At 70.1% G+C, this 14462-nt stretch carries 12 protein-coding genes; 8 read left to right on the top strand and 4 right to left on the bottom strand.

What is annotated here, in order from left to right; translation table 11 throughout:
- Positions 1–2541, top strand: a 2541-nt coding sequence (locus tag VME70_04930; GenBank protein HTW19544.1) for a DEAD/DEAH box helicase, incomplete at its 5' end; no start/stop codon positions are given.
- On the opposite strand, the gene VME70_04925 is transcribed toward VME70_04930, so the two are convergent.
- Positions 2523–3440 (bottom strand): 5'-3' exonuclease H3TH domain-containing protein, encoded by a 918-nt coding sequence (locus VME70_04925; protein HTW19543.1) that lies wholly within the window; start codon positions 3438–3440, stop codon positions 2523–2525. The two genes, VME70_04930 and VME70_04925, sit on opposite strands and share 19 nt — an antisense overlap.
- A 205-nt stretch (positions 3441–3645) precedes the next feature.
- Between VME70_04925 and VME70_04920 the strand changes: the two genes are divergently transcribed.
- The 6 genes from VME70_04920 (at position 3646) to lnt (ending at position 10446) form a co-directional block, all read left to right on the top strand.
- Complete coding sequence (locus tag VME70_04920; protein HTW19542.1) at positions 3646–4776, top strand: Xaa-Pro peptidase family protein; 1131 nt, start codon at positions 3646–3648, stop codon at positions 4774–4776.
- 8 nt (positions 4777–4784) lie between these two features.
- The gene (locus tag VME70_04915; protein HTW19541.1) at positions 4785–5927 is read left to right on the top strand and encodes an acyl-CoA dehydrogenase family protein; all 1143 of its coding nucleotides are present in this window, start codon (positions 4785–4787) and stop codon (positions 5925–5927) included.
- 92 nt (positions 5928–6019) lie between these two features.
- Positions 6020–6973, top strand: coding sequence for a sterol desaturase family protein (locus VME70_04910; GenBank protein HTW19540.1), 954 nt, complete (start codon positions 6020–6022; stop codon positions 6971–6973).
- The gene (locus VME70_04905) at positions 6970–7419 is read left to right on the top strand and encodes a hypothetical protein (GenBank protein HTW19539.1); all 450 of its coding nucleotides are present in this window, start codon (positions 6970–6972) and stop codon (positions 7417–7419) included. Before VME70_04910 ends, VME70_04905 begins: the two co-directional genes overlap by 4 nt.
- Before the next feature lie 425 nt (positions 7420–7844).
- Positions 7845–8285 carry an Lrp/AsnC family transcriptional regulator gene (locus tag VME70_04900; GenBank protein ID HTW19538.1) on the top strand — a complete coding sequence of 147 codons (441 nt, stop codon included), beginning with the start codon at positions 7845–7847 and terminating at the stop codon, positions 8283–8285.
- Between the two features lie 562 nt (positions 8286–8847).
- Positions 8848–10446 carry an apolipoprotein N-acyltransferase gene (lnt, locus tag VME70_04895; protein ID HTW19537.1) on the top strand — a complete coding sequence of 533 codons (1599 nt, stop codon included), beginning with the start codon at positions 8848–8850 and terminating at the stop codon, positions 10444–10446.
- On the opposite strand, the gene VME70_04890 is transcribed toward lnt, so the two are convergent.
- Both VME70_04890 and VME70_04885 read right to left on the bottom strand, forming a co-directional pair.
- Entirely contained in the window at positions 10397–10741 is a 345-nt protein-coding gene (locus tag VME70_04890) for an RNA polymerase-binding protein RbpA (protein HTW19536.1), read from the bottom strand. The genes lnt and VME70_04890 overlap by 50 nt on opposite strands.
- A 243-nt stretch (positions 10742–10984) precedes the next feature.
- Positions 10985–11896: a haloalkane dehalogenase gene (locus VME70_04885; GenBank protein HTW19535.1), complete on the bottom strand. Its 912-nt coding sequence runs from the start codon at positions 11894–11896 to the stop codon at positions 10985–10987.
- Positions 11897–12040: 144 nt separating this feature from the next.
- On the opposite strand from VME70_04885, the gene VME70_04880 reads away from it, so the two are divergent.
- Positions 12041–12280: a DUF5999 family protein gene (locus tag VME70_04880; protein HTW19534.1), complete on the top strand. Its 240-nt coding sequence runs from the start codon at positions 12041–12043 to the stop codon at positions 12278–12280.
- 13 nt (positions 12281–12293) lie between these two features.
- On the opposite strand, the gene gcvP is transcribed toward VME70_04880, so the two are convergent.
- On the bottom strand, positions 12294–14462 hold a 2169-nt coding region (gcvP, locus tag VME70_04875; GenBank protein ID HTW19533.1), incomplete at its 5' end, for an aminomethyl-transferring glycine dehydrogenase.

Raw genomic sequence — 14462 nt, 5'->3', positions numbered from 1 at the left:
GCCGTCCATCTCGCGCTTCGCGCCGGCGGGAAATGCTTTTACACCACGCCGATCAAGGCGCTGTCGAACCAGAAGTACCACGATCTGGTCGAGCGCTACGGGCCTGCGCGGGTCGGCCTGCTGACCGGCGACAACTCGATCAACGGCTCGGCGGACGTCGTCGTCATGACGACCGAGGTGCTGCGGAACATGCTGTACGCCGGGTCGCCCACACTCGCCGGCCTGTCGTCGGTGGTGATGGACGAGGTGCACTACCTGGCCGATCGCTTCCGCGGTGCGGTCTGGGAAGAGGTAATCATTCACCTTCCGCCGGCAGTGACCCTGGTCTCGCTGTCGGCGACGGTCAGCAACGCCGAGGAGTTCGGCGAATGGCTCCAGGCGGTCCGCGGCGACACGACCGTGATCGTCGAGGAGCACCGCCCGGTGCCGCTCTGGCAGTCGGTGCTGGTCGGGAGCCGGCTGCACGACCTGTTCGTCGACGAGCCGGGAGCCGAACCCGGACCGGGGGCGGGCCAGCCGACCGTGAACCCATACCTGACCCGGCTGGCCGCCGACGAGCTGCGGCACGCGCGGGTCCGTGGGGATCGGCGCCCGCAGCGCGGCGGCCGGCGCTCGCGAGGCCGGATCGAGGCTCCTAGCCGGCCGGACGCGGTGAGCACTCTCGACCATGCCGGCTTGCTGCCCGCGATCGTCTTCATCTTCAGCCGGGCCGGGTGCGACGCCGCCGTACGGCAGTGCCTGCACTCCGGGTTGTGGCTGACCAATCCGGAAGACCGACCACGGATTCGCTCGATCGTCGAGCGGCGTACCTCGCAGATCCCCGAAGAGGACCTGACCGTCCTGGGATACGCCGAGTTCCTGCACGGCCTCGAGCGCGGCGTCGCGGCCCATCACGCCGGCATGCTGCCGGTCTTCAAAGAGGTCGTCGAGGAGCTGTTCGTCGAGGGCCTCGTCCAGGTCGTCTTCGCGACCGAGACGCTTGCGCTCGGCATCAACATGCCGGCTCGCAGCGTGATGCTCGAGTCGCTGGTCAAGTGGAACGGAGAGGCGCACGTCGACCTCACTCCGGGTGAGTACACCCAGCTGACCGGGCGGGCCGGTCGGCGCGGCATCGACATCGAAGGGCACGGGGTCGTCCTGTGGACCGGCGGGCTCGACCCTCGGCACGTCGCCAGCCTTGCCTCGACCCGTACCTACCCGCTGCGGTCGAGCTTCCGGCCGTCGTACAACATGGCCGTCAACCTGGTGTCCGACATCGGGCGGGCGGCGTCGCGAGAGCTGCTCGAGTCGTCCTTCGCGCAGTTCCAAGCCGATCGCGCCGTCGTCGGGCTCTCGCGCCAGGTCAGCCGCAACCACGAGGCACTCGACGGCTACGCGGAGTCGATGGCCTGCCATCTCGGCGACTTCGCGGAGTACGCCGAGCTGCGCCGGGCGCTGTCGGACCGTGAGGCCGACCTCTCGCGCGAGCGCTCCGCGCGACGTCGCGACGAGACGGTCGCGTCGCTGGAGGCGCTGACCGTCGGTGACGTGATCGACCTGCCCGGCGGTCGGCGTACCGGCCTCGCGATCATCATCGATCCGGACACAGGGGCCTCCGGGCCGCCGCGGCCGACCGTCGTGACCGTGGACCGGCAACTGAAGCGGTTGGCCGCCGGCGACTTCAACGCTCCGATCGAGGCGCTCGGAAGGGTGAAGGTGCCGAGGCGGTTCAACGCGCGCTCGCCGCAGGAGCGTCGCGACCTGGTGTCGAGTCTGCGCAACCTCGGCATCGAACGCCCGCCCGGCGGCAAGCAGCGTGCGGCCGCGGCTGACGACCTCGAGATCGCGCGGTTGCGGGCCGCGATCCGACGGCATCCCTGCCACGGCTGCGCCGATCGCGAGCACCATGCCCGTTGGGCCGAGCGCTACGACCGGCTGCGCCGGGACACCGAGGCCCTCGAGCGTCGCGTGGCGAGCCGGACCGGCACCCTCGGTCGGACCTTTGACCGCGTCTGCGACGTGCTCGAGCGACTGCGCTACCTCGACAACGACGCGATCACCCCGGCCGGCCGCTCGCTCGCCCGGCTCTACTCCGAGTCCGACCTGGTGATCGCCGAGTCGCTGCGGGTGGGCGCATGGGACGGCCTGGACCCGGCCGAGCTCGCCGCCGTGGTCTCGGCGCTCGTGTACGAGGCGCGACGCGATGACGAGCCCGCGCCGAAGCTTCCGCCCGGGCGCTGTCGAGAGGCCCTGAAGGCGCTCAACCGGTGCTGGGAAGAGCTGCACGGCGTCGAGACCGATGTCGGTGTCGACTTCCTGCGCGAGCCGGATCCCGGTTTCGCCTGGCTGGCGTGGCGGTGGGCGCGGGGTCACGCGCTCGACGCGGTGCTGCTCGACACCGCGATGGCTCCGGGCGACTTCGTCCGTGTGGTGAAGCAGATCATCGACCTGCTCGACCAGATCGCGGTCGCTTCCGCCGAGGACTCGCCGGTCGGGCGCACCGCGCGGCGCAGCGTCGAGGCGTTGCGGCGCGGCGTCGTCGACTACTCCTCGGTGGCCTGAGCCAGCGTCTGCACCACCCGTCGTACCGGACTGGCGATGCCCCAGCGTTCGGCGAGCTCGTCGAGCCGGTCCGGGTCCTTGGGTACGTGCGGCAGGAGGTCATCGACCCGCGGCACCGGTGCATCGGTCGCAACCCTCACCACGTCGATCGCACCGGCCAGATAGTCCAACGCCCCGAGCACCTTGGCCTGGCTTCCTTTCGGGAAGCCCTCGCCGTCGCCCGCCGCGGCTTCGACGACGGCGTCGATCGTGCCGAATCGGTTGATCAGTGCGGCCGCCGTCTTCTCGCCGACGCCGGGAACCCCGGGCAGCCCGTCGGACGGGTCGCCGCGCAATGTGGCGAAGTCCGCGTAGGCGCGACCTGGGATGCCGTAACGGCGGGTCACCTCGGCCTCGTCGACGATCTCGCGGTTGTTGACCCCCTTCGCGACGTAGACCACGCGGATCGGGACGCGGTCGTCGACCAGCTGGAACAGGTCACGGTCGCCGGTCACGATCTCGACCGGGCCGTCGGCCTGCTTGGCGAGCGTTCCGATGACGTCGTCGGCTTCGTAGTCGGGCGCTCCGACCCGCGCGATACCGATCGCGTCCAGCACCTCGCAGATCACGGGCACCTGCGGGCTGAGCTCGTCGGGCACCGCCTCCTCGATCCCGTCACTGTCGGGCGCAACCCGATGGGTCTTGTACGACGGCACCTTCTCGACCCGCCATGACGGCCGCCAGGACTCGTCCATCGCCGCCACCAGTTGGGTGGGGCGGCGGTCCTCCACCAGCCGGGCGATGTAGTCGAGCAGCCCGCGTATCGCATTGACCGGCTGACCGTCCGGCGAGCGGAAGGTGTCCGGGACGCCGTAGAACGCGCGGAAGTACAGCGACGCGGTGTCGAGGAGCAGCAGCATGTCGACCGTCAACCTAGCCCCCGGTTGCGACGCGGGCGCCGGGACGGCATTGTCAGGGCATGGCCGACGTGCTCGAGCTCCCTGAGCTCCCGACGACGTCACGGTGGTCGATCCGCTCCGAGGGCTGTTCAGTGGGCTCGGTCATGTCGGAGCTGTCGATCCCGGCGGGTTCTGAGCGCGGGGTGAGTGCGGTTAACCTGGCCTCGTGACCACCTCGACGACCGCACACGCAGCGCGCCTCGCAGCGGCTGCGACGGCGACCGCCGACGCCGGGATCGACGCCCTGCTTCTCACGTCCGGCGCGGATCTGCGCTATCTGACCGGCTACGCGGCTCTTCCGCTCGAGCGGCTGACCTGCCTCGTCGTTCCGGCCACCGGCGACCCGGTCCTGATCGTGCCTCGGCTCGAACACGCGGCCGCGATAGCGAGTGGTGCCGGTGAGGCGGTGAAGATCGAGAGCCACGAGGAAACCGACGACGCCTTCAGGATGGTGGCGCGGCTGATCGCCGACGCCGTCGGCCGGCCGGCCGGGACGATCGGGCTGGCCGACCGGATGTGGGCCGAGCAGGTCCTGCGGTTCCGGGACGCGATGCCGCAGGCCGAGCAGGTCCTCGCCGGCGTCGTGACCCGCCGGTTGCGAGTCCGCAAGCGGTCCGACGAGGTCGATGCGCTACGCCGCGCCGGCCAGGCCATCGACCGCGTGCATCAGCGGATGGGGGAGTGGCTTCGTCCCGGCCGCACCGAGGCCGAGGTCGGCCGCGACATCGCCGACGCGATTATCGCCGAAGGACACGAGACAGTGAACTTCGTGATCGTCGGCTCCGGCCCGAACGGTGCGAGCCCGCATCACCAACTCTCAGAACGCGTGATCGAACAGGGCGATCCGGTCGTCGTCGACATCGGCGGCGCAATGCCCGACGGTTACTGCTCGGACTGCACCCGCACGTATCTCGCCGGCGGCAAAGCGCCGAGTGAGTTCGCCGACTACTATACGGTGCTTCATGAAGCGCAGCTCGCTTCCTGCGCGAGCGTGCGCCCAGGGGTTTCGGCGGAGTCGGTCGACGCCGCCGCACGCGACGTCATCGCCGCGGCCGGGTACGGCGAGCTGTTCATCCATCGCACCGGTCACGGCATCGGGCTTGAGGAGCACGAGGATCCCTACATCGTCTCCGGCAACGACACGATCCTCGAGCCCGGCATGTGCTTCTCGATCGAGCCAGGCATCTACTCGCCCGGCCACCACGGGGCTCGGATCGAGGACATCGTCGTGGTCACAGACGACGGTGTTGAGCGGCTCGACACGATCGACCGCGACCTCGTCGTACTGGACGGCTGAGCGGCTTCATGGCCGTCGAGCGCGCCCTGCCCACCGACGAGGCGGGAGACCTGCTCGACCTGGTCCGCGAGCTCGCGCGGACGGAACTCGCACCGAACGCCGCCGACTTCGAGGCGCGTAAGGAGTTCCCGCGCGAACTCGTGCGGCTGCTCGGACGAGCCGGGCTGCTCGGGCTGCCCTATCCGGAGGAGTACGGCGGCGGCGAGCAACCGTATGAGGTCTACCTCCAGGTGCTCGAGGAGCTCGCCGCGAGCTGGGCCGCCGTCGCTCTGGCGGTGAGCGTTCACACCATGTCCTGTTATCCGCTCGCGCAGTTCGGCACGGAGGAGCAACGCAAGCGGTGGCTGCCCGACATGGTGGGCGGCGAGCTGCTCGGTGCGTACTGCCTGTCCGAGGCGCAGTCCGGCTCCGACGCCGCGTCGCTGCAGACCCGGGCCGGATCGGTCGACGGTGGCTACCTGCTGTCCGGGACCAAGGCATGGGTCACTCACGGTGGAGTCGCCGACTACTACCTGGCGTTCTGCCGGACGTCGGAGGACCGTCAACAGGGCATCTCGGCATTCCTGGTGCCGAGTGACGCGCCCGGCGTGAGTCCGCAGCAGCCCGAACGCAAGATGGGTCTCTCGTCATCTCCGACCGCCTCGGTCGCCTTCGACGACGTGCTCGTCGAGCCGGACCGGCTGATCGGGGCGGACGGCGCGGGCCTGCGGATTGCGCTGTCGGCGCTCGACAGTGGCCGGCTCGGGATCGCCGCAATCGCTACTGGCGTCGCGCAAGCGGCACTCGATGCGGCGATCGGCTGGGTCACGGAACGCGAACAGTTCGGTCAGCCGGTGGTGAACTTCCAGGGCGTCAGCTTCATCCTCGCCGACATGGCTACCGGCATCGAGGCTGCGCGGTCGACCTACCTCGCCGCCGCCCGGCGCCGTGACCGCGGGCAGCCGTTCGGCTCGCAGGCATCGATGGCCAAGCTGTTCGCGACCGACATGGCAATGAAGACCACGATCGACGCCGTCCAGTTGTTCGGCGGCTACGGCTATACGACCGAGTTTCCGGTCGAGCGCTACATGCGCGAGGCGAAGGTCATGCAGATCTTCGAAGGCACCAACCAGATCCAGCGCATGGTGATCGGGCGTCACCTCACTCGCTGATATCTCCCACTCGTGCTGAACCGCGGTATGCCGGCGGTCCGTGTCAACCGGTGAAGAGCCGAAACAGCCTTCGACCGCGAGAGGATGGCGCCATGGCGATCACCGCCGCCCTGCCTCGCGTGAACGAACGCCGCGTGGTCCTCCCGACCGTTGCCATCACAGCGCTCACCGCGTGGCTGGCCTGGCGTGGCTGGCTGGCGCTGCAGGGCTACGGTCCGCTGCGGTCCATCCACGACGGACAGGTCGAGCTGGCCGGGCCGGTCGTCCTCGGCTTCGTGCTCGTCGTCTTCCTCATCGAGCAGCTCGTTCCCGCCGAGCGGCACAAGGTGTTCGCACGCGGTCACGTTCTCGACGTCGGCTATCTGATCGCGCACGCAGTGGTCGTCGTACCCGTCATCATCCTGATCGGGTCCGGCTTCTCCTCGAGCCTGGCACGACTTGCGCCATGGCTGGTCCTGCCACGCAATGACGCGATCCCGCGATGGTGCTACGTCGCGCTCGCGGTCGTTGCGATCGACGCCGTCGACTGGCTCGCACACCTCGCCAACCACAAGCTGACGTCGCTGTGGCGGCTGCATGCGGTGCACCACTCGCAGGAGGAGCTGAGCATTCTCAGCACGTTCCGGACCCACCCGCTCGTGCACGTGAGCTTCGTCATCTCGGCGGTTCCGGTTCTCGCGTTCGCCGCGAACGGGGCGACGCCGGCGGCCATCCTCACCGCCTACGCGTGTCTCGGCGCGCTGCCGCACGCCAACGTCCGCTGGACCTACGGGCGGCTCGGCACCCTGCTCGTCAGCCCGGCCTACCACCGCCTCCACCACTCGCCAACCGGCCGCCTCGACATCAACCTCGGCACGGTTCTCACCGTCTGGGACCGGTTGTCGCGGCGCGCCATCGACCCGAGCGCGGAACGGATCGGTACGCCGACCGGCCTGTCGGGCCGGCCGATCCCTGTCGAGCAGGCGGGGGAGCGACCGCGCTTGCTGCACACCTTCGTTCAGCAGTGGGTGCAGCCCTTCGTCACCAACCAGGGAGTCCCGTCATGACCACGTCTTCCGAGATCACCCACCGGCACCGCACGATGGCCTCCGGCGGCCTGGCCGTGTGGGCGCCGTGCATCGCCGACGCCGTATTGATCTTGATCTCCGGGGAGATCCACTTCCACCTCTGGCGCGGGCCGTACCGGCACCTGACGGTCGGGCACATCAACGACCTGTTCCTGCTCCAGGTGATCGGTTGCCTCGTGGTTGCCATCGCCATCGTCGCGACCCGGCACCTCCTGACCGTCCTTGCCGGCGCAGGGTTGATGGCGGGCACGTTCATCGGCTTCCTCATCTCGCACTACCGGTCGGCCGGACTGTTTGGCTGGCACGACCCGTACACGACCAGCGACTCCAACTGGGCGCTCGCGGTCGAGATCGCGGCCACGGTGTTGTGCCTGGTGACCGCAGCCGTGCTGTGGCGGTCGTCGCGACCGTCCGCGAGCGCCTGACAGGGCCGAACGGGTGAACACCCCCGGGCCAAGAATGATCTTGACCCGACCCTCACCCGTGCGCCGACTCAAGACACCCTGGGCACCGACCGAATCGGTAGGTGTCGCCAGCAACCGCTGGGGACACACGGGACACGGTGATCCGAGCGACCCTCACCGGCATCCGGCGCGTCCACGCGCGGCGGGTGCACGGAGACAAACGGTCGCCTAGGTTGCTCGGGGAGTGAGTGGCGAGACCGGCCTGACCGGGTGGGCGACAAGCCCCAAAGGCGGGAGCACTCGATGCGCACGGTCCTGGACAGGTCGGCGGGGCGCGCCTCGTTCATCCTCGTCTGATCGAGGATGGTGGGCAGCGTGGCGTACCCCGCCGTACCCGTCCGAAATTCTGGCGGCCCGGTCCGGGCCATGCCCTAAGGTTTGCGTTCGTGGAGGACGTCGACCGAGCAATCGTCCGGCTGCTGAGCGAAGACGGCCGGCGCAGCTTCACCGACCTTTCTCGCGAGACCGGGCTGTCGGTGTCCGCTGTGCATCAGCGGGTCCGCCGGCTCGAGCAGCGCGGGGTGATCGAGGGCTACCGCACGATCGTCGACCCGGTCGCCCTCGGCCTCTCGCTGACCGCGTTCGTGTCGATCAAGCCGATCGACCCGAGCGCGCCGGACGATGCGCCGGACAAGCTGGCCCACCTCGGCGCGATCGAGGCCTGCCACAGCGTGGCCGGCGAGGAGAGCTACATCCTCAAGGTGCGGGTGGCGGGTCCGGCCGACCTCGAGCTGCTGCTGCAGGAGATCCGCGCGGCCGCGAACGTCTCGACCCGGACCACGGTCGTCCTGTCGACGCCGTACGAGGATCGACCGCTGAACATCTAGCCACGGTCGACCTCGACCTCGACCGAAGGTAGAGACCAAAGCCGCCAGCGCCGGCAGGCGTTTGTGGGCGTCCCCGGCGAAGGACCAGTGCGCACTGGCCCATTCGGGTAGTCGGCGGGGGAGTTCATGATCGTCGATCATGGGCCTGACCTGGCCTTCCCGACGTCTGCGCAGGTCAGGAGCGGGTTGACAGTCACCCGGGGGAAGTCGCTAGTTTGCCTGCCGTCCACCAAAGGGACGCCTGAGCGTCCGCAGTTCGACTCCTGTCGAACCGGCTGGCCGGCCGGCGCGTCGCGCGCACCCGCGACGCTGCCGGGCTGGGTGCCAGGTCCAGCCGGGCGACTGAAGCCGGACTCGCGGCACCCGGGCGCAGGTGCGGCTACTCGGGGAGGCCCGGGTGCCCAGTAGACAACGCTGGCGGGACGACGGCCGGTCGCCTCGCCAGCGGTCCGAAGGGCACCCGGGCCCTTCTCGTGCTCGGGACGCGGCGGCGTAACGGCGGCCGAGGCGTGATCTCGCCGAGACCTGAACGAGAGTTCCCGGTTGATACCGTTCGAGGACAGTGAACCGACGCCTTGCCCGGGCCGGCGCTGCGGTCGCGGCCGGCGTGGCGGTCTGGGTCACCTTCCCTCCGCTCGGCTTCTGGCCCGCGGGGTTGGTCGGCGTCGCGGGCCTGGCGCTCGTGCTCCGGGCACCGGCCAGCCGGCGGTGGACGGCGGTGCTGGGCTACCTGTTCGGGCTCGGCCTGTGGGTTCCGCTGCTGAGCTTCCTGCGCGGCTACGGTCTCGACGCGTGGTTCGGGCTGGCTGCGATCGAGTCGCTGTGGTTCCTCGGCCTCGCCCTCGCCCTACGTGTGGTCTTGCGGGGCCGCTGGTGGCCGCTGACGTCCGCGCTGGTGTGGGTCGGCCAGGAGTTCCTGCGGGACCGGGTTCCGTGGCAGGGCTTCCCCTGGGGCCGGCTCGCCTTCGGCCAGGCGAACAGCCCGCTGGTCCACCTCGCGGCCATCGGTGGTGCACCCCTGGTCACCTTCGCGGTCGCCCTGGGCGGGGGAGCGCTCGCCTACGTCGCCGCGACCCGGCGGCCGTCGGTACGGACGCTGGCAGCGGTTGCCGCCGTCGCCTTGGTCGTCGCCGGCCCGCTTGCGATCAGCCTGCCCACCGGCGGCACGTCGCGAGGGGGAGCACCGTCCTCGGTCGTGGTGGCCGCGATCCAGGGCAACGTCCCGCGGCTCGGGCTCGACGCCTTCGCCCAACGGCACGCGGTGACCGCGAACCACGCAGCCGAGACCGAGCTCCTGGCGCGGCGAGTAGCGGCCGGCGCCGCCCCGAAGCCCGACTTCGTGGTCTGGCCGGAGAACTCCGACGATCTCGACCCGCGCGTCGACGCCCAGTCCCGCCAGGACATCGAAGCCGCGGCGTCGGCGATCGGCGTACCGATGCTGGTCGGCGCCGTGCTCGACGGGCCCGGGCCGAACCACGTGCAGAACGCGGGGATCGTCTGGTCTCCGACGACCGGTCCCGGCCAGATCTACGTCAAGCGCCACCTGGTGCCGTTCGGGGAGTACCTGCCGTTCCGCGGGGTGCTCACCCGCCTGTTCCCCAAGTTCAAGCTGATCGCGAAGGACTTCGTCCCCGGGCACCGCCCCGGCGTCCTGCGGATCGGCGGGACCACCATCGGTGACACGATCTGCTTCGAGATCGCCGACGACACCGTGGTCCGCCAGGCCATCACCGGCGGCGGGCGGTTGCTCGTCGTCCAGACCAACAACGCGTCGTACGAGCACAAGGGGGACAGCGGGTACGGCGGGGAAACCGCTCAGCAGCTGGCCATCGCCCGGCTCCGTGCGGTCGAGCACGGCCGAGCGGTCGTGGTCGCGGCAACCAGCGGGGTGAGCGCGATGATCGCTCCCAACGGCCAGGTGCTGGCCCGCACCGGTGTGTTCGAGCCGGCCTACCTCGACCGGCGGCTACCGCTGCGCGACCCGCTCACCATCGCGGACCGGGTCGGCGCGTGGCCGGAGTGGATCCTGAGCGTCGCCGGCCTGCTGGCGCTGCTCGCCGGCCTCATCCGCCGACGGGGCAGGTCGACCGGGGAAAGTCTCGACCTACAGGTTAGGCAGACTTACGGGGGCGCGGCCGGAGCTCAGCCAGTCGCTCGTTGAGCACGTCCTCGAGGTCGTCGAGGGAACGCCGCTCGAGCAGCATGTCCCAGTGGGTCCGGGCCGGCTTGCCGGTCCGAGCCGGTGGGGCCTCGCCGTCGCGCAGCTGGGCGCTGGTGCCGCAGGTGCGGCACTCCCAAGTCGCCGGGACCTCGGCGTCGCTGGCCATCGGAAGTCGGGTCTCGTGGCCGTTCGGGCAGTCGAAGACGACCTCGCGGCGGGGCGCAAGGTCCGTGTCGCGGTCGGTCTCGTAGCTCGTCGTGCCGAGCCGGCTGCCGCGCAGAACTCGTTCAGCCATGTCGCCTCCTGGCGTTGTCGGCGCTTACCCCTTGCAACGCCATCAGGTAGTTCGTGGATTCCCACCACGTGGACCGACTATTCGGTCCTCGTGATCTAAGACGCGCGAGCCCGCTCGAGGGTTCGCTGTCGTGGGTCACGATGCGGTTGCAGTGCTCCTGACCCCAGAATACGGATAGCCGATAATGGACATTATGTCAGATCGAATGGATCCGGCAGAAACCCCCGCCGGGCAGGTCCCCCGCTAAGCGTGTCGTTGGACGAAGTCGGCGATCGCGTCGGCGAGCTCGAGCCCGCAGTCCTCTTGCAGGAAGTGCCCGCCGGTCAGGGTGATCTCCGGCTCGGCGGCCGCCGCCGGTACGACGGACCGCAGGATCCCGGCCATCGCCCCCGTGATCGGGTCGCCGTCGCTGAACGCCACCAAGAACGGCCGGTCCCACGCGGTCAGCCGCTGCCACGCCGTGCGGTTCGCCTCCGACGCGGGGTCGTCCGGTGTGGTCGGCACCAGGCCGGGCATCGCGCGTGGGCCGGCCTTGCTCGCCTCGTCCGGGAAGGGCGCGTCGTACGCCGCCCGGTCCGCATCGCTCAGACCGGCCTTGCATCCGGAGCCGACGAAGCGGCCGACGTCGAGCTCCGGCGCGGTCCGGACCGCCTCGCGGAAGCGCAGCCACACCTCCGGCATTGCCTGGTCGCCGGTCGGCAGACCGGTGTTGGCCGCGACGATGCGGTCGACCAGGCCGGGATTCTCGGTGGCCAGCCGCAGCCCGATCAGGCCGCCCCAGTCCTGCCCGACGAGCGTGACACCGGTCAGGCCCAACCGGTCGGCTACCGCTTCCCGCACCCAGGCCACGTGCCGGGCGTAGCTGTGATCAGCCACCTCGGCCGGCTTGTCGGAGCGGCCGAAGCCGACCAGATCGACAGCGACGCTGTGCAGCCCGCGCTCGGCGAGCCGGGCCATGACGTGCCGGTAGAGATAGGACCAGCTCGGCTCGCCGTGCAGGAGCAGGATCGCCGATCCCTCACCGGGCCCGGCCTGGTACGTCGCCACCCGCAGCGCTCCCCCGTCGCTGTCGGAAACCTCGACGTAGCGCGGCGCATACGGGAACGCCGCTGTCGTTGCGACGAACCGATCCTCTGGCGTTCTTAACGTGTTCACCTGGTGAAGTGTCGCAAACGGAGTAATGGCGGGTGAGCCATGCGCACAGCCGGTCACCCCCAACTAGTCATCCACAGTTGGTCAACACTCCCTATCGGGTGGCCCGGGATCCGCGCCGAGAATCGTGAATGACGGCATCGCCCGATGCCGGTGATGAAGACGAACCGGAGGCACATCATGTGCCGGCACACCCCTCAGTGCCCGTCCTCCGAGGCGGTCGACCGCGACGCTGCGCGCGTGGTCTCGAGCCACCCGGAGCAGGGCTGGAGCCTGCTGTGCAACGGGGTCGTGTGCTTCGACGACGAGGGTGACCTGCTGCCGGACGGCCGGGCCATCGAGCCGCAGCGGCTGCGTCTGTCGTTGGCCGGCGCCTCAGCCGCCTGACCGACCGCGTCGCCTACTCCGCGTAGGCCTCCACCGGCGGGCAGCTGCACATCAGGTGCCGATCGCCGTATCCCTGGTCGATCCGCCGCACCGGCGGCCAGTACTTGTCCTGGCGCACGTCTGAGGTCGGATAGGCCGCCAGCTCCCGGTCGTACGGCGAGCTCCACTTGCCGAGCAATGACGCCGCCGTGTGCGGCGCACCCCGCAGGGGGTTGTCCTCGGCCGGCCACTCCCCTGACCCGACCCGGTCGATCTCGCCCTTGATCTCGATCATCGCCGCGCAGAACCGGTCGAGCTCGACCAAGCTCTCCGACTCGGTCGGCTCGATCATCAAAGTGCCGGCTACCGGGAACGACATCGTCGGCGCATGGAAGCCGTAGTCGATCAACCGTTTCGCGATGTCCTCGACCGTCACGCCGGTCGCCTTCGTGATCGGCCGCACGTCGACGATGCACTCGTGGGCCACCAAGCCGCTCGGCCCGCGATAGAGCACCGGGTAGTGCTCACCGAGCCGCCGGGCCAGGTAGTTCGCCGACAGCAGCGCGACCTTGGTCGCCTCGGTGAGCCCGTCCGGCCCCATCAGCCGGATGTAGGCCCACGGGATCGGCAGGATGCCGGCCGATCCCCAGGGCGCGCCGGCGATCGGTCCGATGCCCGTCTCCGGACCCGCTTCCGGCACCAGCGGGTGGTTCGGCAGGTACGCCGAGAGATGCGCGCGCACGCCGATCGGTCCCACGCCCGGGCCGCCACCGCCGTGCGGGATGCAGAACGTCTTGTGCAGGTTGAGATGAGACACATCGGCGCCGAATCGACCTGGCCGGGCCAGCCCGACAAGCGCGTTGAGGTTCGCGCCGTCGACGTAGACCTGCCCGCCCGCTTCGTGCACGAGTGCGCACAACTCGGTGATCCCCGGCTCGAACACGCCATGCGTAGACGGGTAGGTGACCATGATCGCGGCGAGCGAGCCGGCATGCGTCTCGATCTTCGCCCGCAGGTCGTCGAGGCTGACGTTGCCGTCCTCGTCGCAGGCGACCACGACGACCTGCATCCCGGCCATCGTTGCGCTCGCGGCGTTGGTGCCGTGCGCCGAGGACGGGATCAGGCAGACGTTGCGGTGCGTCTCGCCGCGGTCCCGGTGGTAGGCGCGGATAGCCAGCAGGCCTGCGAGCTCGCCCTGCGAGCCGGCGTTGGGCTGCAGCGAGACCGCGTCGTACCCGGTGATCTCGGCCAGCCAGGTCTCGAGGTCCGCGATGATCTCGAGGTGGCCACGCGCCTGATCGAGGGGGGCGAACGGATGGATCCCGGCGAACTCCGGCCAAGTGATCGGCTCCATCTCGACCGCCGCGTTCAGCTTCATCGTGCAGGAGCCGAGCGGGATCATCGTGCGGTCGAGGGCGAGGTCGCGGTCCGACAGCCGACGCAGGTAGCGCATCATCTCGGTCTCTGACCGGTGGTCGTGGAAGACCGGGTGGGTCAGGAACTCACCGGTCCGGCGCAGATCTCCGGGGATGGAGTCGTCGGCGCTGCTCTGATCGTCGGAGGGCGCGATCCCGAAGGCCTCCAGAACCGCCGTCACGTGCGCGGCTGTAGTGCACTCGTCGCACGTGATGCCGACCGAGTCCGCATCGACCCGGCGCAGGTTGATGCCGCGATCGAGCGCGGCGCCGACGATCTCGTCGGCGCGACCCGGCACCCTGGCGGTGACCGTGTCGAAGAACACCTCGGCGGACAGCTCGACGCCGCCGCCGCGAAGGCCGCGGGCGAGGCCGGTGGCATGGCGGTGCACGCGTCCGGCGATCGCGGTCAGACCCTCGGGCCCGTGGTAGGACGCATACGCCGCCGCCATGACGGCGAGCAGCACCTGCGCCGTACAGATGTTGCTGGTCGCCTTCTCGCGCCGGATGTGCTGCTCGCGGGTCTGCAGCGCCAGCCTGTACGCCGGCGCGCCGTCGGCATCGATGCTGACCCCGACCAGCCGGCCGGGTAGGCCGCGTTCGAGGCCGGACCGGACCGCCATGAATCCGGCGTGCGGGCCGCCGAAGCCGAGCGGCACGCCGAAGCGCTGGGCGGACCCGACCGCGATGTCGGCACCCCACTCTCCCGGCGCACGAAACAGCGTCAGTGCCAGCAGGTCGCTCGTGACGGCGACCAGCGCGTCGCGCCCGTGGGCACTCTCGACGAT

Source organism: Mycobacteriales bacterium (assembly GCA_035504215.1).
Classification (GTDB): Bacteria; Actinomycetota; Actinomycetes; order JAFAQI01; family JAFAQI01; genus DATAUK01.
Note: the sequence above shows the minus strand (reverse complement) of the source record. Positions and strands in the feature narration are given on the sequence as shown.

Excerpts from the sequence above, each read along its gene's own strand:
- VME70_04925 (HTW19543.1), bottom strand. The coding sequence starts at position 3,440 with ATGCTGCTGCTCCTCGACACCGCGTCGCTGTACTTCCGCGCGTTCTAC.
- VME70_04915 (HTW19541.1), top strand. The coding sequence starts at position 4,785 with ATGGCCGTCGAGCGCGCCCTGCCCACCGACGAGGCGGGAGACCTGCTC.
- VME70_04910 (HTW19540.1), top strand. The coding sequence starts at position 6,020 with ATGGCGATCACCGCCGCCCTGCCTCGCGTGAACGAACGCCGCGTGGTC.
- VME70_04905 (HTW19539.1), top strand. The coding sequence starts at position 6,970 with ATGACCACGTCTTCCGAGATCACCCACCGGCACCGCACGATGGCCTCC.
- VME70_04890 (HTW19536.1), bottom strand. The coding sequence starts at position 10,741 with ATGGCTGAACGAGTTCTGCGCGGCAGCCGGCTCGGCACGACGAGCTAC.
- VME70_04880 (HTW19534.1), top strand. The coding sequence starts at position 12,041 with ATGCCGGTGATGAAGACGAACCGGAGGCACATCATGTGCCGGCACACC.